The sequence below is a fragment of the Bradyrhizobium sp. DOA9 genome (assembly GCF_000617845.2).
Lineage (GTDB): Bacteria > Pseudomonadota > Alphaproteobacteria > Rhizobiales > Xanthobacteraceae > Bradyrhizobium.
The window spans coordinates 4636134-4654942 of sequence record NZ_DF820425.1; the positions used below are offsets into that span (position 1 = coordinate 4636134).

19 protein-coding genes and 1 pseudogene are annotated in these 18809 nt (G+C 64.4%); 13 read left to right on the top strand and 7 right to left on the bottom strand.

Features of this window, described 5'->3' with window-relative positions:
- Positions 1-190: 190 nt before the first annotated feature.
- Positions 191-721 (top strand): DedA family protein, encoded by a 531-nt coding sequence (locus BDOA9_RS21600; protein WP_025036053.1) that lies wholly within the window; start codon positions 191-193, stop codon positions 719-721.
- 40 nt (positions 722-761) lie between these two features.
- Here the strand turns inward: BDOA9_RS21600 and BDOA9_RS21605 are convergent, their stop codons facing one another.
- Complete coding sequence (locus BDOA9_RS21605) at positions 762-1763, bottom strand: MBL fold metallo-hydrolase (RefSeq protein ID WP_025036054.1); 1002 nt, start codon at positions 1761-1763, stop codon at positions 762-764.
- Between the two features lie 386 nt (positions 1764-2149).
- Between BDOA9_RS21605 and BDOA9_RS21610 the strand changes: the two genes are divergently transcribed.
- Positions 2150-2815 carry an FMN-binding negative transcriptional regulator gene (locus BDOA9_RS21610; protein ID WP_025036055.1) on the top strand — a complete coding sequence of 222 codons (666 nt, stop codon included), beginning with the start codon at positions 2150-2152 and terminating at the stop codon, positions 2813-2815.
- Positions 2812-3795, top strand: a complete 984-nt coding sequence (argC, locus tag BDOA9_RS21615) for an N-acetyl-gamma-glutamyl-phosphate reductase (RefSeq protein ID WP_025036056.1) — start codon at positions 2812-2814, stop codon at positions 3793-3795. Before BDOA9_RS21610 ends, argC begins: the two co-directional genes overlap by 4 nt.
- 134 nt (positions 3796-3929) lie before the next feature.
- Here argC and BDOA9_RS21620 read toward each other — a convergent pair.
- The 4 genes and pseudogenes from BDOA9_RS21620 to BDOA9_RS21635 form a co-directional block, all read right to left on the bottom strand.
- Positions 3930-4076, bottom strand: a pseudogene (locus tag BDOA9_RS21620) (MAPEG family protein); the annotation flags it as partial.
- A 23-nt stretch (positions 4077-4099) separates the two neighbouring features.
- Positions 4100-4966 (bottom strand): hypothetical protein, encoded by an 867-nt coding sequence (locus tag BDOA9_RS21625; RefSeq protein ID WP_025036058.1) that lies wholly within the window; start codon positions 4964-4966, stop codon positions 4100-4102.
- 23 nt (positions 4967-4989) lie between these two features.
- Complete coding sequence (locus BDOA9_RS21630; RefSeq protein ID WP_025036059.1) at positions 4990-5388, bottom strand: MAPEG family protein; 399 nt, start codon at positions 5386-5388, stop codon at positions 4990-4992.
- A gap of 122 nt (positions 5389-5510) precedes the next feature.
- Entirely contained in the window at positions 5511-7319 is a 1809-nt protein-coding gene (locus tag BDOA9_RS21635; RefSeq protein ID WP_025036060.1) for a PHA/PHB synthase family protein, read from the bottom strand.
- A gap of 254 nt (positions 7320-7573) precedes the next feature.
- Here BDOA9_RS21635 and BDOA9_RS21640 point away from each other — a divergent pair, with 254 nt between their 5' ends.
- From BDOA9_RS21640 to BDOA9_RS21665, 6 genes are all read left to right on the top strand, one after another.
- Positions 7574-7849 carry a hypothetical protein gene (locus tag BDOA9_RS21640; protein ID WP_025036061.1) on the top strand — a complete coding sequence of 92 codons (276 nt, stop codon included), beginning with the start codon at positions 7574-7576 and terminating at the stop codon, positions 7847-7849.
- Between the two features lie 227 nt (positions 7850-8076).
- Positions 8077-9297 carry an LL-diaminopimelate aminotransferase gene (locus BDOA9_RS21645; RefSeq protein WP_025036062.1) on the top strand — a complete coding sequence of 407 codons (1221 nt, stop codon included), beginning with the start codon at positions 8077-8079 and terminating at the stop codon, positions 9295-9297.
- Positions 9298-9326: 29 nt separating this feature from the next.
- Positions 9327-10643 carry a homoserine dehydrogenase gene (locus tag BDOA9_RS21650; protein WP_025036063.1) on the top strand — a complete coding sequence of 439 codons (1317 nt, stop codon included), beginning with the start codon at positions 9327-9329 and terminating at the stop codon, positions 10641-10643.
- Between the two features lie 165 nt (positions 10644-10808).
- Positions 10809-11810 (top strand): class II fructose-bisphosphatase, encoded by a 1002-nt coding sequence (gene glpX, locus BDOA9_RS21655; protein ID WP_025036064.1) that lies wholly within the window; start codon positions 10809-10811, stop codon positions 11808-11810.
- A gap of 164 nt (positions 11811-11974) precedes the next feature.
- Positions 11975-12694: a haloacid dehalogenase type II gene (locus BDOA9_RS21660; RefSeq protein ID WP_025036065.1), complete on the top strand. Its 720-nt coding sequence runs from the start codon at positions 11975-11977 to the stop codon at positions 12692-12694.
- Position 12695: 1 nt separating this feature from the next.
- Positions 12696-13109 carry an ASCH domain-containing protein gene (locus BDOA9_RS21665; protein ID WP_025036066.1) on the top strand — a complete coding sequence of 138 codons (414 nt, stop codon included), beginning with the start codon at positions 12696-12698 and terminating at the stop codon, positions 13107-13109.
- A 110-nt stretch (positions 13110-13219) separates the two neighbouring features.
- Here BDOA9_RS21665 and BDOA9_RS21670 read toward each other — a convergent pair whose 3' ends face one another.
- Both BDOA9_RS21670 and BDOA9_RS21675 read right to left on the bottom strand, forming a co-directional pair.
- Positions 13220-14203, bottom strand: coding sequence for an MBL fold metallo-hydrolase (locus tag BDOA9_RS21670; protein ID WP_025036067.1), 984 nt, complete (start codon positions 14201-14203; stop codon positions 13220-13222).
- A gap of 216 nt (positions 14204-14419) precedes the next feature.
- Positions 14420-15085 (bottom strand): GntR family transcriptional regulator, encoded by a 666-nt coding sequence (locus BDOA9_RS21675; protein ID WP_025036068.1) that lies wholly within the window; start codon positions 15083-15085, stop codon positions 14420-14422.
- Positions 15086-15200: 115 nt separating this feature from the next.
- Between BDOA9_RS21675 and BDOA9_RS21680 the strand changes: the two genes are divergently transcribed.
- Genes BDOA9_RS21680 through BDOA9_RS21695 form a run of 4 tightly spaced genes read left to right on the top strand, consistent with a single transcriptional unit; the run spans position 15201 to position 18797 of the window.
- Positions 15201-15995 (top strand): enoyl-CoA hydratase/isomerase family protein, encoded by a 795-nt coding sequence (locus tag BDOA9_RS21680; protein ID WP_025036069.1) that lies wholly within the window; start codon positions 15201-15203, stop codon positions 15993-15995.
- A 9-nt stretch (positions 15996-16004) separates the two neighbouring features.
- On the top strand, positions 16005-17258 hold the full coding sequence (locus tag BDOA9_RS21685; RefSeq protein WP_025036070.1) for a CaiB/BaiF CoA transferase family protein: 1254 nt from the start codon (positions 16005-16007) through the stop codon (positions 17256-17258).
- 52 nt (positions 17259-17310) lie between these two features.
- Complete coding sequence (locus BDOA9_RS21690; RefSeq protein WP_025036071.1) at positions 17311-18303, top strand: Bug family tripartite tricarboxylate transporter substrate binding protein; 993 nt, start codon at positions 17311-17313, stop codon at positions 18301-18303.
- Positions 18304-18314: 11 nt separating this feature from the next.
- Entirely contained in the window at positions 18315-18797 is a 483-nt protein-coding gene (locus tag BDOA9_RS21695; protein ID WP_025036072.1) for a tripartite tricarboxylate transporter TctB family protein, read from the top strand.
- The last annotated feature ends 12 nt before the right edge of the window (positions 18798-18809 follow it).

Genomic DNA, 18809 nt, shown 5'->3' on the forward strand with positions numbered 1-18809 from the left:
GGCCGGGGCAGGGGTGTGGGTTGGGAGCCAATAGCGGCGGTTTTACGCCGCAGGCCGACCAATTCCCGTCAATTTGACGTGCCGGCGCTGGACATGTGGGCTTTTGTGACTTGATGTCACACAAGTCCTTGGCTTACCAGTCCTTTTCATCGAGCAGCACCTTTGAGACGGGGCGGGAAGGCTATTTTTGATGGAGCAATATGCGCACGCCCTCGCTGAATTCGTGCGCGTTCACCAGGCCTGGGCGGCGCCGATCGTGTTCCTGCTCGCGTTCGGGGAGTCGCTTGCGTTCATCTCGCTGCTGGTCCCCGCCTGGGGTGCGCTGGTGGCGATCGGCGCCCTGATCGGCGTCAGCGGCATCAGCTTCTTTCCTGTCTGGATCGCCGGCGGCCTCGGCGCGGCGCTCGGCGACTGGGTCTCCTATTGGTTCGGCTACCGCTACAAGGAGCAGGTCGCCCAGATGTGGCCGCTCTCGCGCTATCCCGATCTGTTGCCGAGAGGAGAGGCGTTCGTGCGCAGTTGGGGCATCCCCAGCATCTTCATCGGCCGCTTCTTCGGCCCCTTGCGCGCCTCCGTGCCGCTCGCGGCCGGCATTTTCGAGATGCCCTATTGGAGCTTCCAGGCCGCCAATTTCGTCTCGGCCCTGATCTGGTCGGCCGTGCTGCTGCTGTTCGGCGACGTGCTCGCCAAGATCATGGAATGGATCTGGCGGGTGATCTGACCGGGCAACCGGGTCGCCCGGTCAGGGCGTCGGGAGAGGCCTACAGAGATGCGTTCCAGATCGCCGGGATCCAGCGATAGCCGGAGCCGTCCTTTTCCTTTTCGACCCGGACGAGACCGGGGAAGGCGGCGTGGAAGGCCTGGATCGGCATCTTCTCGGCGATCGCCATGTCGTAGAGCTTGCGGCGCGTCTGCTGAGCCAGCGGTTTGTCGACGTCGGATGCGATGTTCCATTCGGGATGCTTCACGAACAGGAACGCTGCGCCCGCGGTGATGTCGACCTGCACCAGCACCTTCTCGGCGCCGGAGGCGACGACGAAGGAATTGTGGCCCGGCGTGTGGCCGGGGCTCGCCACCGAGGTGATACCGGGCGCGACTTCCTTGCCGGCCTCGTATTGCGTGACCTTGCGGCCGAGGGCATCGAACACGCGGCGGATGTTCTTGAAATTGTTCTCGAGGATCGGATTGCCGATCCCCTTGCTCATCTCGCCGTCGTCCATCCAGAACTTCCATTCCACCGCCGGCACCATGATCTCGGCATTGGGGAAGGCGGGCTTGTTCTCGGCCGCCAGCAGGCCGTTGATGTGGTCGCCATGGAAGTGGGAGATGATGACGGTGTCGACCGCCGCGCGGTCGATGCCGGCGGCGGCGAGATTGTTCTGGAATTGGCCGACTTTGCCCTTGCTCTGCGTGAACTGGTCGGGTCCAAGACCGGTGTCGATGACGACGAGCTTCGGTCCGGTGTTGACCACGACCGGGTTGAAGGTGTGGGTGACCTTGTCGATCGGCAGGTGGTGCTCGGCGAACACTTTGTTGATGTCGTCCTTGCTGGCGCCGGCGGCGTAGTTGTCGGTCAGATTGACGGTCGCAACGCCGTCGCAGACCACCGTGACCTGATGGGTGCCGACATTGTAGCGATAGAAGCTCGCATTCTGCTTGTCGGCCATCGGCGCGGCGGCGGCCGCGGGCGAGGTCTTGACGAAAGGCAGGAGCGCCGAGGCGGCGGCGCCGGCTAGCGTTGCGCGACGGGTAATCTCGGTCATGGCGATGTCCTGAGGCTGGTTATGAAAGGCTTGGACCGGCGGGGTTGTGACGTGTCGGTCTTTCTCCGGAACCCCCATTGCTGGTGGAAATTCCATGGCGGCCCGATGACATCTGTGCGCATCCTGCCGTCGCGCGTGCGGCATCCTGCCGTCCCCCCGAACCGATTTGCTCTTGACCATGGAACCTGCTGGCATTATAGCCGCGCGCCATGATCAACGCCGCGACCATCCTGTTCGCCCGTCGCCGCCGCCGCAGCTTAGCGGTTTGGGCGGTCGATCGCGTTTGAGATCATCGTCTTTGCCGCTGGACCCGATCCGCGGCATCCTCTCTCCTGTCAGCGCGATCTGATCCGGCGGCTCCTTAGGAGGCCCAGCAGGAGACCACGATGTACACGCCACCGTTTTTCAAGCAGGACCGCGCCGCGAGCCTGAAATTCGCCGAGGAGCGCGGCTTCGGCACCATGTGCGCGTTCGACGGCAAGAAGCCGATCGCCTCGCCATTGCCGTTCTATTTGACCTATGCCGCAGACGGCACGCCGCAGGCAGCCTTTCATCTCGCCCGTCACAATCCGCTGCTAAAGCTGGCGGGCGGCGATGCGTCGTGGCTGCTCGCGGTCAACGGCCCCGATGCCTATGTATCGCCGGACTGGTACGTCTCGCCGGATCAGGTTCCGACCTGGCTCTACCAGTCGGTGCATCTGAGCGGGCCGGTGCGGCTGTTGTCGGACGACGAGCTGGCGGTGCAGCTCGACACGCTCAGCGACAAGTTCGAGGGCTGGCTGCTGCCGAAAAAGCCGTGGACGTCGGCCAAGATGACGGCGGGTCGGCTGGAGATGATGAAGAAAGGGATCGTTGGGCTGGTCATGACCGTTGAGGAGGTCGAAGGCAGCTTCAAGCTGAACCAGCACAAGTCGGATGCCGACTATGCAGCGATCGCGAATGCGCTTGACGGCGGCGATGCCGATGCCAAGCGGATCTCACATTTGATGCGGCAGGCAAGGCCGCAGATTTTCGCAGACGACGCGAACATGCTCGAAGGGAGCGCATCATGAGCCTCGCTGACACCACCAAAGCCCCGACCACCAGCGCGGCCAAGAAGCCTGCGACCGTCTTCGTCGATGGTGGCTCCGGCACCACCGGGCTCGGCATCAACGAGCGGCTGAAGCACCAGAACGACGTCGTCGTGAAGACGCTTCCCGACGACAAGCGCAAGGATCCCGCCGCCAAGAAGGCGCTGATGGAGGAGGTGGATCTCGTCATCCTCTGCCTTCCCGACGACGCCGCGAAGGAAACCGTTGCCCTGGTCGACAGCATGGGCACTCACGCGCCGAAGGTGCTGGATGCCTCGACCGCCTACCGGGTCGCGCCGGACTGGGCGTACGGCTTTCCGGAGCTGACGCCGGACCAGGCCGGCAAGATCAAGTCGGCGAAGAAGGTCTCCAATCCCGGCTGCTATCCGACCGGCGCGATTGCGCTGCTGCGGCCGATCGTCGATGCCGGCGTGCTGCCGCAAGATTATCCCGTCACCGTCAACGCGGTGAGCGGCTATTCCGGCGGTGGCAAGTCGATGATCGCGAGCTTCGAGGATGGCAGCGCGCCGTCCTTCGAGCTCTACGGCCTCGGCTTCGAGCACAAGCATCTGCCGGAGATGCAGCTCTATTCGAACCTGACACGGCGGCCGATCTTCATTCCCTCGGTCGGCAATTATCGGCAAGGCATGCTGGTCTCGGTACCGCTCCAGCTCGACACGTTGCCGGGCAAGCCTGGCGGCGCCGACCTGCAAGCCGCGATGGCAAAGCGTTACGCCGGCTCGAAATACGTCAAGGTGATGTCGCTGCAGAACGAGGCGAGCAAGGGCGGCCGGCTCGAGCCGGAGGCGCTCAACGAGACCAACATGCTCGAGCTCTACGTCTTCGCCAGCGACAAATATCACCAGGCGCTCCTGGTCGCCCGGCTCGACAATCTCGGCAAGGGTGCATCCGGTGCAGCCGTCCAGAACATGCGGCTGATGCTGGGCCTGCCGGAGGAGTGAGGCAGGCACCGCTCGTGCCCCGGACACAGCGCAGCACGTCTTCAGTGATGCGCTGCAGAGCCGGGGCCCATTCTTGCTGCTCAATTAAAACTTGCTGGGTCCCGGCTCGCGCTTCTCGCGTCCGGGACATGAGATCAAAACACCCTGAAGATCGCCAGCACCAGCACGGCCTGGGCGAGCAAGCCGACGGTGAAGGCCAGCGTGCGGAACACCGGGACGCCGATTGCATAGACGATGATGTGCGCGAGGCGCGACCAGAAACAGACGGCGCAGCCGAGCATCTTCCAGTTGTCACCGGCGTCCGTTAGGCGACGATCCATTCAAGCAATGCGTTCTGCGCGTGCAGCAGATAGGCTTTTGCGGCTGGGCTCTGGCAGGCGTGGTGCGACATCGCATCAAGGCTGACCTCCCGGCCTCGGGTGACTGGCGGGCAGGGCAGGAAAATGACGTCGGGACGGCATTTGTCGAGAAGCGATGCCGATACCTGGTACCCAAGGAGTTGATCCGCGCTTGCGCCATCAGGCCAGCAATCCGTGACGATCACGTCCGCATCGAACAAGGCATCCAGGCTGGTGCTGGTGGCGAAGTTCGGAGCCGCGAGGTCGTTGACGTGCCAATCTTCCGGAGAGATCTGGGTTACCTGGAGCGGCAGTGCGATGGAGGCTTCGACCCATGATCTCAGGATGTTCGCATCCGGAGCGAGGCCGACGACTTTCAGCCCGTCCAGGCTTGCCCTCCGGCTCCGCACATAGGCGAGATCGCCCAGCGTTTCGCAGGGGTGGTTCGATCGCGTTCTCGCATTGACAACCGGCGCACGGGCGTGGGAGGCGAGCTCTTGCAGAGCCGACAGCTCCCGGGTGCGGACCACAAGGACGTCGAACCAATTGTCGAGATATGCGGCAATATCGGCCGCCGTTTCGCTGAAGTTGAATCTCACCGGTGCGTTGGCGCAGATTCCGCCCATCGCCTTTACGCCCAGTTCGAAGGCGGTGGTATTCCTCCATCCGCCATCGTCAACGATGAGCGCCACGCGCCTGCCGGCGAGGCTCTGCGGCATGGCGCGGTCGGCCCATGCCGCTGCGAGCCCCTGCGCGCGATCGACGATGGAGCGGATCGTGTCGGCATCGAGGTCGTGGAATTCTACGAAATCCCGGCCGGATTCGCTAAGCATGGCCGGGAGCCGAAGGCATGCGATCAAAACACCCTGAAGATCGCCAGCGCCAGCACGGCCTGGGCGAGGAAGCCGACGGTGAAGGCGAGGGTGCGGAACACCGGGATTCCAAGCGCATAGACGATGATGTGTGCGACGCGCGACCAGAAATAGACGGCGCAGGCGAGCACCGTCCATTTGGTGGAATAGTCGATCGCGTTCAGGATCAGCACCAGAGGTGCGAAGATGACGAGGTTCTCGACGGCGTTGTCATGGGCGAACATCAGCCGGTTCGCCCACTCCGCCTGCGGCTTGTCGCCGCGCGAGGGGTTGGCCATGGCGCCGTTCAACCCGCGAACCTGGCAGCGGTTGATGATGTAGGGAACCCACAGGACTCCCGTCAGGATCACCGTCAGTGTCAGCCAGAACAATTCACGTGTCATAGTGCCGGTCCCCTGTGTCGTCGCTGGATTGAGGCTAGAGCATGATCCGGAAAAGTGAGTAGCGGTTTTCCGAAACGATCATGCTCAAACAATCTGTCTATACGAAAGCGCGCCGGATTCCGCTACGCGCGAACTCTGACGTAGCTGCCGGGCGCGTCCTCGATCGGCGGGAATGCCTCGCTGCCGACCGCGCGCGCCGGGACTTCCTCGGGATCGAGCTCGCCCAGCCATTGGCGCCAGTCCGGCCACCACGAGCCCTTGTGCTCCACGGCGCCCTTTATCCACTGCGCGACGCTGACGTCCTTGATGTTGTCGTTGGTCCAATACTGGTACTTGTTCGCGGCAGGCGGATTGACCACGCCTGCGATGTGGCCCGAGCCGGACAATACGTATTTCACCGGGCCGCCGAAGAACTGCGAGCCGTACAGCACCGATTCAGCGGGCGCGATGTGGTCCTCGCGGGTGGCGAGATTGTAGACCGGCACCTTCACCTTGGAGAGATCGAGCAGGGTGTTGTCGAGCACCATCGTGCCGGTGGAGAGCCGGTTCTCCAGGTAGCAATTGCGCAGGTAATAGGAATGGTTGGCCTGCGTCATCCGTGTCGCATCGGAGTTCCAGTGCAACAGGTCGAACGCGCTCGGCTGCTGGCCCTTCAGATAATTGCTGACCACATAGGACCAGATCAGGTCGTTGGAGCGCAGCATGTTGAAGGCCATCGCCATCTTCGAGCCTTCCAGCACGCCGGCCGTCTTCATGTCGTGCTCCAGTGCTGCGATCTGCTCCTCGTCGACGAACACGAGGAGGTCGCCGGCATGGGTGAAGTCGACCTGGGCCGCGAAGAATGTCGCGGACGACACGCGCTGGCGGCGCTTCTCGGCGAGCCAGGCCAGCGTGGTCGCCAGCATCGTGCCGCCGACGCAATAGCCGGCGGTGTGCACCTTCATCTCGCCGGTGACCTTCTCGATCACGTCCATCGCCGTGAGCGGGCCTTCCTTCATGTAGTCTTCCCAGCCCTTGGTGCCGAGCCGCTTGTCGGGATTGACCCATGAGACCACGAACACGGTGATGCCCTGGTCGACGCACCACTTGATGTAGGATTTCTCCGGCTTGAGATCGAGGATGTAGAACTTGTTGATCCAGGGCGGCACGATCAGGAGCGGGGTGCGCAGCACCTTCTCCGTCGTCGGCGAATACTGGATCAGCTGCATCATCTCGTTCTGGTAGATCACCTTGCCCGGCGTCGTCGCCATGTTGACGCCGACGACGAGATTGTCCGGGTTGGACTGGCGGATCTTCAGCATGCCCTTGCCGGCGGCGATGTCCTCGGCCAGCATCTTGAGGCCGCGGGCGAGATTCTCGCCGCTGGACGCCACCGTCTCGCGCAGCACTTCGGGGTTGGTCAGAACGAAGTTCGATGGCGACAGCGCGTTGGTGACCTGCTGGACGTAGAACTCGGCCTTGCGACGCGTGTTCGGATCGAGCCCTTCGGCGTCGCGCACCAGCTCCTGAGCCCATTTGGTGGTGAGCAGATAGAGCTGCATGACGAAGTCGAAGAACTGGTTCGACTTCCATTCCGGATCGGCAAAGCGCTTGTCGCGCGGCGAGGGCGCGATCGCGGGCTCGGCGTCCTGACCGGCCAGGCGGCGCACGGCCGAGCCCCAGAGGTCGAGATAGTCCTTGGCGAGCTTGGTCTGGAGATCGGAGGAGCGGGACGTGTCCGACAGCCAATATTCGGCGACCGAGGTGAACGTCTTGACGACCTCGGCAAGCTCGGCCGGCGGGCGATCCTGCACCTCGCCGCTCTCGCGCGGCTTGAGGTAGGCGGCGAGCGCCTTGCCGCCGCTCTCCATCGCCCGCGCGACGTTCATCGCGAAGGCTTCGGCATCGAACTTCGTCTCGGGTTTCGGCGTATCGGTGGTGGCCATGCTCATGGGCAGAACAGTAACGATTCATTCCGTATTCGTCACCGCGAAGCTCGCATGTTTGACGTTAAACGCTCTCGAAGATGTGTTGCACTGCGACAAATCTTCTTGGTTCCGTCACAATCGGGCCGCACGGCTCGGCTTGTTGGGCATCGGCTGTTTTCTGGCTCGCACCATTATGGGCAGCAATGGTTTGAGCTTGGGCGCGGTCTTGGGTAAGCTTACCCGGGGCCGTGCTTTGGGACGAGTAGGGGATTTCCCAAGTGTTGGCGGTATGGGACCTGGAAAAGACGCTGCCGATCTGCGGTGCGGTGCTTCTCGCGGCGCTCGCCCTGGGCGGGTGTTCGAGCCAGTTTGCGGACCTGGCGCCTGCGGACGCGCAGTCGCGTACCCGGGAGCCCGGGTCCTATCTGCCGGTGCACGATCTGCCGCCGGATCGCGATCAGGCGATCATCCCGCTGGAGCAGCGCGCCAAGATCGAGGCCGAGCTCGCCGCTGCGCGCGATCGCCAGGCCGCTGCCGCCAAGGACGCCAAATAGGCCCGCGACGGTGACACCGGCAAGGTAATCGCTGGCGCCTCCGCGTTGCCGTGCTAAAAGACCTCGGTTCAGCCGAGAGTCAGGCGAACGACTTCAGTCTTCGTCGTCGACGATTGCTCTAAGTGTTTGATCTTGAGCAATTTTCGCGTTGAGGCGGGGTTGCTTTTGGAATGGCCCTCGCGGGCCGTCGATTCTGTCCTGACCGGTTGCCCGGAGCCCAGAGAGCCATGGAAGAATTTTACCGCATTCGCCGCCTTCCGCCTTACGTGTTCGAGCAGGTCAACCGGGCCAAGGCGGCTGCGCGCAATGCCGGCGCCGACATCATCGACCTCGGCATGGGCAATCCGGATCTGCCGGCGCCGCCCCATGTGCTGGAGAAGCTGAAGGAGACGCTGGGCAAGCCGCGCACCGACCGCTACTCGGCCTCGCGCGGTATCCCCGGACTGCGCCGGGCCCAGGCCGCCTATTACGCCCGCCGCTTCGGCGTGAAGCTGAACCCCGACACCCAGGTGGTGGCGACGCTGGGCTCGAAGGAAGGTTTTGCCAACGTGGCGCAGGCGATCACCGCGCCCGGCGACGTCATCCTCTGCCCGAACCCGAGCTACCCGATTCACGCCTTCGGCTTCTTGATGGCGGGCGGCGTGATCCGCTCGGTGCCCTCGGAGCCGACACCTGAGTTCTTCGAGGCGGCCGAGCGCGCGATCGTGCATTCGATCCCCAAACCGATCGCGCTCGTCGTCTGCTATCCCTCGAACCCGACCGCCTATGTCGCGAGCCTGGACTTCTACAAGGATCTCGTCGCGTTCGCCAAGAAGCACGAGATCCTGATCCTGTCCGATCTCGCTTATGCCGAGGTCTATTTCGACGAGAGCAATCCGCCGCCCTCGGTGCTGCAGGTGCCGGGCGCGATGGACTGCACCGTCGAGTTCACCTCGATGTCGAAGACCTATTCGATGGCCGGCTGGCGCATGGGCTTTGCGGTCGGCAATGAGCGCGTGATCGCAGCTCTTGCCCGGGTCAAATCCTACCTCGATTACGGCGCCTTCACGCCGGTGCAGGTCGCGGCGACCGCCGCACTGAACGGCCCGGACGACTGCATCAAGGAGATGCGTGACACCTACCGCAAGCGCCGCGATGCGCTGGTGGAATCGTTCGGCCGCGCGGGGTGGGACATCCCGCCGCCGGAAGCCTCGATGTTCGCCTGGGTGCCGCTGCCGGAAGCCTTCCGCAGCATCGGCAGCATGCAGTTCGCCACGCTGATGGTGGAGAAATCCGGCGTCGCGGTCTCGCCCGGCGTCGGCTTCGGCGAGCATGGTGAAGGATATGTCCGCATCGCCATGGTGGAAAACGAGCAACGCATCAGGCAGGCCGCGCGCGGCGTGCGCCGCTTCCTTGAAAGCGGGATCGAAACGTTGCACAACGTCGTTCCGCTCGCCAATCGGCGTTGAGTTCTCTTCGGCAGGTTTTCTAAGACATCATGGTTGCACCCCTGAAAGTGGGCATAGCGGGGCTCGGCACCGTGGGTGCCGAAGTTGTCCGTTTGATCGACACGCAGGCGCGGGTGCTCGCGGGCCGCAGCGGCCGCGGCATCCGCGTCGTTGCCGTCACCGCGCGCTCGAAGGCGAAGAAGCGCGGCATCGATTTGCGCGGCGTCGAATGGGCGAAGGATCCGATGGCGCTCGCCACGCATCCGGAGGTCGATTGCTTCGTCGAGCTGATGGGCGGCGCCGGCGACCCCGCGCTGTCGGCGGTGGACGCTGCGCTCAGCGCCGGCAAGTCGGTCGTCACGGCCAACAAGGCGCTGCTCGCCAAGCACGGCCTCAAGCTCGCCAAGGCGGCTGAAAAGCACGGCGGCGCGCTGAATTTCGAGGCAGCGGTCGGCGCCGCGATCCCCGTCATCAAGACGTTGCGCGAAGGTCTTGCCGGAACCGGCATCAACCGCGTCTACGGCATCCTCAACGGCACTTGCAATTACATCCTGACCCGGATGGAGCAGGAGGGCCTGTCCTTCGCCGAATGCCTCAAGGACGCGCAGCGGCTCGGCTATGCCGAGGCCAATCCGTCCTTCGACGTCGACGGCCACGATACCGCGCAGAAGCTCGCCATTCTCGCCAGCCTCGCTTTCGGCACGAAAGTTGCTCAAAGCGCCGTGTATGTCGAAGGCATCTCATCCATCGCGCCGGAAGATCTTCGCGCCGCCGCCGACCTCGGTTACCGCGTCAAGCTGCTCGGTGTTGCCGTTCGCACTGCCAAGGGCATCGAGCAGCGCGTGCATCCGACCATGGTGCCGAAATCCTCCTCGATCGCGCAGGTGATGGGTGTCACCAATGCGGTCACGATCGATGGCGAGGGCATTCCGCCGATCACGCTGGTCGGCCCGGGCGCCGGCGGTGCCGCGACCGCATCTGCCGTCGTCGCCGATATCGCCGATGTTGCGCGCGGCATCCGCGCCAATCCGTTCGGCCGGCCGATCGCGCAGCTGCGCGACACCAAGAAGGCGCCGATGGAGCGCCACGAGGGTGGCTATTACATCCGCCTGCTCGCACGCGATTTCCCCGGCACCGCGGCCGCGATCGCGACGCGGCTTGCCGAGCAGAAGATTTCGATCGAGTCGATCGTGCAGCGTCATCCCAATGGCGGCGCTGCCCCCGCTGACGGCAAGGCGATCCCCGTGCCCGTCATCCTGATCACCTATGCAACGCACGAGGATGCCGTGCGCCGTGCGCTCGCCGCCGTGCAGAAGGACAAGGTGATCAGCGGACGGCCGCAGGTGATCCGGATCGAGAAGAACTAGAGCATGACCTCGGACCCGGAGGGCCGCGCAGCGCAAAGTGTTGAGCGGTTTTCCGGAAAGGTCATGCTCAAGCCATAAGGCGGTCGTTCGTTCGAACGAACACCGGGCGTTGTGAGTTGATGCGGACGGAGATGCCCGTCCCAAACGTTTCGAAGGAGTAAGCCGATGTCGACCCATATTGAAGTCCCCCCGCACGCCTTGCTCGAGCGCATCCTGACGCTGGAGATCGTGCGGGTGACGGAGCGGGCGGCGGTGTCGTCGGCGCGGTTGCGCGGCCATGGCAACGAGAAGGCGGCCGACCAGGCCGCCGTCGACGCCATGCGGCGCGAGCTCAACAAGCTGCCGATCCAGGGCACCATCGTGATCGGCGAGGGCGAGCGCGACGAGGCGCCGATGCTGTACATCGGCGAGCAGGTCGGCCTCAAGGCAGGTCCTGAGGTCGATATCGCGGTCGATCCGCTCGAAGGCACTACGCTGTGCGCCAAGAACATGCCGGGCTCGATCGCCACCATGGCGATGGCCGACGGCGGCACGCTGCTGCACGCGCCCGACGTCTACATGCAGAAGCTCGCGATCGGCCCCGGCTACGACAAGGGCGTCGTCGAGCTCGATGCTTCGCCGGCCGACAATGTCCGCCGTCTCGCCAAGGCCAAGGGCGTCAAGCCCGATGGCATCACCGTGCTCGTGCTCGACCGTCCGCGCCATGCCAGCATCATCGAGAGCGTACGCTCGACGGGAGCTGCCGTGCGCCTGATCACCGACGGCGACGTCGCCGGCGTGATCCACTGCGCAGACCCCGACAATACCGGCGTCGACATGTATCTCGGCACCGGCGGCGCGCCGGAAGGCGTGCTGGCCGCCGTGGCGCTGCGCTGCATCGGCGGCCAGATGCAGTGCCGCCTCATCCTCGATTCCGAGGAGAAGCGCGAGCGCGCCGCCAAGATGGGCGTCAACGATCCCAAGATGATCTACGGCATCGAGGACATGGCGCGCGGCGACTGCCTGTTCGCCGCCACCGGCGTCACCACGGGCTCGCTGCTGTCAGGCGTCAAGTTCCGCAAGGACGGTGTGATCGAGACCGAGACGGTGGTGATGCGCTCGGTCACCGGCACTGTGCGCTACATCAAGGCCGAGCATCGCGAGCTCGCCAAGTTCCATCTGGACTAGGCAGGGCAACGCCAACTGCCGTCATTCCGGGGCTCGCGAAGCGAGAGCCCGGAATCCATCGAGCGGCAGGGTCTGTATCGAGATGGATTCCGGGCTCGATGCTGCGCATCGCCCCGGAATGACAGCAAGAAAATTGACAACAAGAACAATCGGGGGAAGCCTCCATGTCCGATCTCTCCGCCGTCAAAGCCCTGGTCTTCGACGTCTTCGGCACGGTCGTGGACTGGCGCACCAGCCTGATCACCGACTTCATGTGGTGGAGCAAACAGCGCGGCATCAGCGCGGACTGGACCGCGCTGGTTGACGGCTGGCGCGGCATGTACATGGCCTCGATGGACGACGTGCGCAAGCATCCCGAGCGCGGCTATGTCATGCTCGACGATCTGCATCGCCGCTCGCTGGAGAAGCTGGTCGATCAATTCGCGATCAAGGGCCTGACTGAGGCCGATCTCGATTACCTCACCAAGGGGTGGCATCGGCTGCATCCCTGGCCCGACAGCGTCGCCGGCTTGAGGCGGCTGAAATCAAAATTCGTGATCTCGCCGCTCTCGAACGGCAACGTCGCGCTGCTCACCAACATGGCGAAGTTCGCCGGCCTGCCGTGGGACCTCATCATGTCGGCCGAGCTGTTCGAGCACTACAAGCCCGATCCGGAAACCTATCTCGGCGCCGCGCGCCTGCTCTGCCTCAGGCCGGACGAGGTGATGATGGTCGCCGCCCACAACGGCGATCTCGCCGCCGCCCAGAAGAACGGGCTCAAGACCGCGTTCGTGGCGCGGCCGACCGAATACGGGCCGCTCCAGAAGGTCGATTTCGAAGCCACCGGCAATTGGGACATCGTCGCAAAGGATTTTGGCGGCATCGCCGACAAGCTCGGCTGCTAGGATGGGCAGGCAGATCCCCGAGCAATATCGAGATCTGCGAAGCTTCGCGTTCGGCGACAGTCCTGCGCTGGCCGACGAATTGGTCGAGCTCGTCGCCAAGGGCATCAAGACCGCGACGTGCAGCACCGAGGACGAGCCGAACACCTCGACGCCCGGTGAGCGCTGGGTCGTGCTCGACGGGCGAGGAGAGCCGCGCTGCGTGATCGAATCCATCGAGGTGACCTACCGGCGCTTCAACGAGGTCGACGATGCGTTCGCGTATGAAGAGGGAGAGGGGGACCGTAGCCTGGCCTATTGGCGCCGTGCCCATCAGTCCTATTTCGGCAGGCTCGGGCGCTATAGCGACGATATGATGCTGATGTGCGAGCGTTTCCGCCTGGTCGCGGTCTTCGGCGATGCCGATATGGATCCATAGCGGAGCAGGAGATCCTAACTCAGGATCGCGCGCATGAGACCAGCTTGCGTCTCCCTCGCGCAGCGACGAACAGTCCGGGCGGCCGGCGCCACCCGGACCTGAACTGACGGCTACAACGTCATCTGCATCGGTTGCGGATAGTAATGGAACCCGTCTCCGGCCTTGGCGACGTGGCCGTAGCCGGGCCAGGCGAAGTGATAGGACATCACCGGGATCTTGTTCGCCGCCAGCATCGTCAGCAGCTTGACGCGCGACTCGGCCGCCTGCTTCGGATCGGAATCGTAGGAGAACTCCATTCGCGGCCTCTCCAGCAGCAGCACCGAATGGTGCGAGAGATCGCCGAGAAAGGCAAACGACTTGCCGGCCGACGAGACCATGAAGATGGTGTGGCCGACGGTGTGGCCGGGCGCGGCGATCGCCTGCACGCCGGGCAGGAATTCCTCACCGTCCTTGAAGAACTTGATCCGGTCCCGGACCGGCAGCAGGTTCTTGCGGGCGTGGACGACGAAGTCCTTGGCCGCGCTGCCGAGCTTGCCTTCGTCGGTCCAGAAGTCGAAATCGCTCTGGGCAATGTAGACTTGCGCGTTGGGGAACAGCGGCTTGCCGCCCTCGTCGACGATGCCGCCGATATGATCGATATGGGCATGCGAGCACACGACGGCATCGATGTCCTCCGGCTTGATACCGGCCTCCATCATGCTCTTCTGCTGACGTCCGGTGCTGGCGCCGAACATCTTCGACGAGCCCATGCCGGTGTCGAACAGGATGAGCTTGTCGCCGGTATTGACGATCGGGGAATTCTGTTCGAGCACGACGTTGTCCGGCGACAGGAAATTGTCGGCCAGCATCTTCTTGACCTCTTCCTTGGGAACGCCGGTGAAAGTCCCCGAGGGATCGCCGAGCGGAAGCGGTCCGTCGGACACGACGGTCACCTCGGCATCGCCGAGAATGAAGCGGTGCCAGTAGGGCGTCTGGGTGCCGAGCTTGGGCGCTCGTGCCATCGCGCTGCTGCCGAGCATGGCGCTGGCGCCAAGGCTAGCACCGAGACCGGCGCCGAGTGCGAGTAGGGACCGACGCGAGACGTCGAATGTCATTCTTTTCCTCCGCTTTCGTCTTTTGTTTTGCGCAATCGTTCGCGGTAAGCGGCCGCCCGATCGGCCATGTGGCCGGAGGGCGGCGGAAAGCATGCTGCGCCGGTTGCGACAAGCTAGCAAGTGGAATCACTTGGCGCTGCACGTTGAACGAGAACGATGGTCGGAGCGCGAAGGCGACGTGCAAACGCAGGTTGTGCCAAGACGCGAAATTGCGCGTTACGCAATTCTCAATGTGACGTCACTGCCTTCCGTCTCGGCAAAGCCCGCCTGCAGCACCTCCTCGCGCTTGTGACGGAGATGCGCCCGCAGGATGTGGGCGAGGCCGACGCCGTCGCGCCGCTGAAGCGCGTTCAGGATTGCCTCGTGCTCCTTCACCGCAAGCGCCCAGCGTTGCGGCGTCATCGGCGTGACGTAGCGCGCGCGGCGGATGCGCGCGGTCACCGAGGCGTAAAGCCCGGCGAGCACCGGATTTCCTGCTGCGGTCACGATGGCTTCGTGAATGGTGCGGTTGCCGCGGTAGTACTGGATCAGGTCGCGCTCGCGATAATGCTGCACCATGTCCGCATGCGCGGCGGCGATCGCGTCGATCTCGGCATCGCTGATGCGCTCGCAGGCGAGCTCGCCGGCGAGGGCCTCCAGGCCCTGGCAGACCTCGAACAGGTCGCGCATGTCCTTGTCGGTCAGCTTTGCCGCGCGCGAGCCGCGATGCGGCAGCAGCTGCACGAGCCCTTCCGCGGCCAGCACCTTGAGCGCCTCGCGCAGCGGCGTGCGCGATATCTCGAGCCGCTCGCACAGCTCGCGCTCGGGAATTCGCGCGCCCGGCGGGATATCGCCGTCGAGCAGGATGGCGCGGATGCGGCCCACGACCTCCTCGTGAAGCATGGAGGCACTCCATTTTGAATTCAAAAGCGGGATCATTTGGCGATATTCGGAAGTTCCAGCTTGCTAATCTCGGATTTTGCATTCAAAAATACAAAAAACAAGAGGACATGAGGAAATGGACCTGGCTCCGGAGGCGGACGACCTCGTTTTTGAATGCAACGACGGCATCGGGCGGATCACCTTCAATCGCCCGCAGGCCCGCAATGCCTTCACCTTCGCCATGTACGAACGGCTCGCCGCGATCTGCGAGGAGGCCAACCGCGACCATGACATCAAGGTGCTGGTGCTGCGTGGAGCCGGCGACAAGGCCTTCGCCTCGGGCACCGACATCAACCAGTTCCGCGAATTCAAGACGCCGAAGGACGCCATCGATTACGAGAACCGCATCGATCGCGTGCTGACCACGCTGGAGCAGTGCCGGGTCCCGACGATCGCGGCGATCAACGGGTTCTGCACCGGCGGCGGAGCGGGCATCGCTGCCGCCTGTGACCTCCGCATCGGCACCAAAAGCGCGAAGATCGGATTCCCCATCGCCAGGACGCTGGGCAATTGCCTGTCGATGTCCAATGTCAGCCGTCTCACGGCGCTGATCGGCGCTGCGCGCGTCAAGGATCTGATCTTCACGGCGCGTCTCGTCGACGCCGCGGAGGCAGCAAGCGTCGGGCTGCTCGGCGAGGTGGTCGAAGACAGTGCCGCGCTGGACAAGCGGGCCGATGAGGTCGCCCGGCTTCTCGCCAGCCATGCGCCGCTGACGCTGAATGCGACCAAGCAGGCTGTCAGCCGTCTGCAGCGGCGGCTGACTCAGGACGAGGGCGAAGACCTCATCCTGATGTGCTACACGAGCCAGGACTTTCGCGAAGGGCTCGATGCTTTCCTCAACAAGCGCGCGCCGAAATGGCGCGGCCAATAGGACGGGCCGATGCAAAGTTCGCAATCCACCTCCCGCCGTTCGGGGCCGCTGGCCGGCCTCAAGGTCATCGACCTCACGCATGTCATGGCGGGACCGACCTGCACCCTGATGCTCGCCGACATGGGCGCTGACGTCATCAAGATCGAGAAATGGCCGAACGGCGACGACACCCGCCATTCGGTGCCGCCGAAGATCGGCGACGAGGCGGCGTCCTTCCTGATGATGAACCGCAACAAGCGCGGCATCGTGCTGGACCTGAAGACCGGCGGCGGCAAGGAGGTGCTGCGCCGCCTGATCGCCGATGCCGACGTGCTGGTCGAGAACTTTGCGCCTGGCGCGATGGAGCGCCTCGGCTTCGGCTATGAAGCGCTGCACGCGGAATTCCCGGCCCTGATCTATTGCTCGCTGTCGGGCTTCGGCCGCACCGGCCCCTACAAGCATCGCAGGGGCTTCGATCTCGTCGCCCAAGCCATGAGCGGCATCATGAGCTTCACCGGCGAGCGGCCCGACGGCCCGCCAGTCAAGTGCGGACCGCCGCTGTCCGACATCACCGCCGGCCTGCTCGCGAGCATGGGTATCCTGGCGGCCTACACCCATCGCCTCAAGACCGGTGAAGGGCAGTGGGTCGAGACCTCGCTCTATGAAGCTGCGCTGGTGCAGACCTATTGGCAGTCGACCATCGCGCTCGCCGCGGGCACCGCGCCGCGCGCGATGGGCTCGGCGCATCCGCTCAACGCGCCGTATCAGGCGTTCGAAGCCTCGGACGGCTGGCTCGTGGTCGGCGGTGCCAACAAGAAGCATTGGCTGCTGATGCTGGAAGCGCTCGGCGCGAGCGAGCTCGCCGACGATCCGCGCTTCGTCACCGGTGCCGATCGCATGGCCAACCTGAAAGAGCTCGAAGCCGTCTTGAGCGAGCGCTTCCGCAACCAATCGCGGGCGCATTGGCTCGCGGCGCTGGACGAGAAGGGCGTGCCGTGCGGCCCCGTCCACGACATGCTGGAGGCGCTGAGCGATCCGCAGACGCTGGCGCGCGAGATGGTCGTCGAGGTCGAGCACTCCACCCTCGGTCCCGTCAAGACGCTCGGGCTTCCCGTCAAGTTTTCGGAGACTCCGGGCAAAGTGCGGTCAGGCGCACCGGTCTATGGTGAGCACACGCGAGAGGTTCTGGCCGAGCACGGCTTCGACCAGTCACGAATCGAAGCGCTCGAAAAAGAAGGCGCAATCGTCTCGGCCCAGGAAAGACGCGAGGAACACGTCGCCTGACCGGACGTCGACACGACAACGACAAAAGACAAAAAATCAGCTGGAGGAAATCATGGGTCGGACGTCAACATATCTGCTCTCCGCAGCCGCAGCCGTGCTCGCCGGCGCCATGCCGGCGCTCGCCGCCTGGCAGCCGCAAAAGCCGATCGAGTTCATTGCCACCGCCGGCCCTGGCGGCGGCACCGACAATCTCGCCCGCGCGGTGCAGAACATCATCACCAAGCACAAGCTGACGGAGCAGCCGATCGTCGTCGTCAACAAGGGCGGCGGCAGCGGCGCCGAAGGCTACGTCTACGGCAAGGCCTCCGCGGGCGATCCCTACAAGGTCATCTTCGGCACCTCGAATGCCTGGCAGCAGCCGCTCGTCTCGAAAGTCGCGTTCAACTACACCGATCTCACCCCGATCGCGGCGATGGCGCAGGACGAGTTCCTGCTCTGGGTCAAGCAGGACGCGCCCTACAAGAATGCGGGCGATTATCTGAAGGCGGCCGCATCGGGCGAATTCAAGATGGGCGGCGCGCAGTCCAAGGACACCGACGAGGTGCTGACCCGCATGATCGAGAAGACCGGCAAGGTCAAGCTGACCTACATCCCCTTCAAGAGCGGCGCCGAGACCGCCGTGCAGCTCGCCGGCGGACATCTCGACTCCCACGTCAACAATCCCAGCGAAAGCCTCGGGCAATGGCGCGGCGGCACGCAGCGCCCGCTTTGCGTGTTCAGCCCGAAGCGGCTGCCGCAAGGGCCGAAAGTCACCGCGACCGAAGGCTGGAGCGACGTTCCGACCTGCGTCGAGCAGGGCCTCGACATCAAGCAATATGAGCAGCCGCGCACGGTCTGGCTGCCCGGCAAGGTCACGCCGGAGCAGGCCGCGTTCTATGTCGACCTCATGAAGAAGGTTCAGGCAACGCCGGAGTGGAAGGACTACATCGAGAAGACCTCCCAGGTCGACACGTTCCTGACCGGTGCCGAACTCGACAAGTTCATCAAGGAGGACCTCGAGCACGTCAAGCAGGTCGCAGGCGAGCAGGGCTGGCTGGTGAAGTAAGGCATTACGCCATGATCTCCCGCCGCGCGCTTGAACTTGCGACCGCCGTGCTCACCGGCAGCTTCGGTGTGGCCGTCGTCGTCTCCAGCCTCGACAACGGCATCGGCTGGTCGAGCGCAGGCGTGGATGCCGGCACGTTCCCGTGCCTGACCGGGATCATCGTCGTGCTCGGCAGCCTCTACAATCTGCTGCGCGGCGTGGTGCCGGCCGCGACGCTCGCAAACGTTCCCATCGCGATCACGTCGATCGAGCTGCGCCGGCTCGCCGGCCTGTTCGTGCCGGCTGCGATCTTCGTCGCCGCGATCCCGCTCGCCGGGATGTACGTCGCCTCGGCTCTCTATGTCTTCGCGGTGCTCGCGATCCCGCGGCACCAATCCGTGCCGCGCGCGCTCGCCATGGCAGGCGCCACGGCGCTGGCGCTCTACCTCGTGTTCGAGCGCATGTTCCAGGTCAGCCTGCCGCACGGCGCGCTCGCTGCCGCGCTCGGGTTCTGAGGGAGCGGCGGG

Excerpts from the sequence above, each read along its gene's own strand:
- BDOA9_RS21600 (WP_025036053.1), top strand. The coding sequence starts at position 191 with ATGGAGCAATATGCGCACGCCCTCGCTGAATTCGTGCGCGTTCACCAG.
- BDOA9_RS21605 (WP_025036054.1), bottom strand. The coding sequence starts at position 1,763 with ATGACCGAGATTACCCGTCGCGCAACGCTAGCCGGCGCCGCCGCCTCG.
- BDOA9_RS21610 (WP_025036055.1), top strand. The coding sequence starts at position 2,150 with ATGTACACGCCACCGTTTTTCAAGCAGGACCGCGCCGCGAGCCTGAAA.
- argC (WP_025036056.1), top strand. The coding sequence starts at position 2,812 with ATGAGCCTCGCTGACACCACCAAAGCCCCGACCACCAGCGCGGCCAAG.
- BDOA9_RS21625 (WP_025036058.1), bottom strand. The coding sequence starts at position 4,966 with ATGCTTAGCGAATCCGGCCGGGATTTCGTAGAATTCCACGACCTCGAT.
- BDOA9_RS21630 (WP_025036059.1), bottom strand. The coding sequence starts at position 5,388 with ATGACACGTGAATTGTTCTGGCTGACACTGACGGTGATCCTGACGGGA.
- BDOA9_RS21635 (WP_025036060.1), bottom strand. The coding sequence starts at position 7,319 with ATGAGCATGGCCACCACCGATACGCCGAAACCCGAGACGAAGTTCGAT.
- BDOA9_RS21645 (WP_025036062.1), top strand. The coding sequence starts at position 8,077 with ATGGAAGAATTTTACCGCATTCGCCGCCTTCCGCCTTACGTGTTCGAG.
- BDOA9_RS21650 (WP_025036063.1), top strand. The coding sequence starts at position 9,327 with ATGGTTGCACCCCTGAAAGTGGGCATAGCGGGGCTCGGCACCGTGGGT.
- glpX (WP_025036064.1), top strand. The coding sequence starts at position 10,809 with ATGTCGACCCATATTGAAGTCCCCCCGCACGCCTTGCTCGAGCGCATC.
- BDOA9_RS21660 (WP_025036065.1), top strand. The coding sequence starts at position 11,975 with ATGTCCGATCTCTCCGCCGTCAAAGCCCTGGTCTTCGACGTCTTCGGC.
- BDOA9_RS21665 (WP_025036066.1), top strand. The coding sequence starts at position 12,696 with ATGGGCAGGCAGATCCCCGAGCAATATCGAGATCTGCGAAGCTTCGCG.
- BDOA9_RS21670 (WP_025036067.1), bottom strand. The coding sequence starts at position 14,203 with ATGACATTCGACGTCTCGCGTCGGTCCCTACTCGCACTCGGCGCCGGT.
- BDOA9_RS21675 (WP_025036068.1), bottom strand. The coding sequence starts at position 15,085 with ATGCTTCACGAGGAGGTCGTGGGCCGCATCCGCGCCATCCTGCTCGAC.
- BDOA9_RS21680 (WP_025036069.1), top strand. The coding sequence starts at position 15,201 with ATGGACCTGGCTCCGGAGGCGGACGACCTCGTTTTTGAATGCAACGAC.
- BDOA9_RS21685 (WP_025036070.1), top strand. The coding sequence starts at position 16,005 with ATGCAAAGTTCGCAATCCACCTCCCGCCGTTCGGGGCCGCTGGCCGGC.
- BDOA9_RS21690 (WP_025036071.1), top strand. The coding sequence starts at position 17,311 with ATGGGTCGGACGTCAACATATCTGCTCTCCGCAGCCGCAGCCGTGCTC.
- BDOA9_RS21695 (WP_025036072.1), top strand. The coding sequence starts at position 18,315 with ATGATCTCCCGCCGCGCGCTTGAACTTGCGACCGCCGTGCTCACCGGC.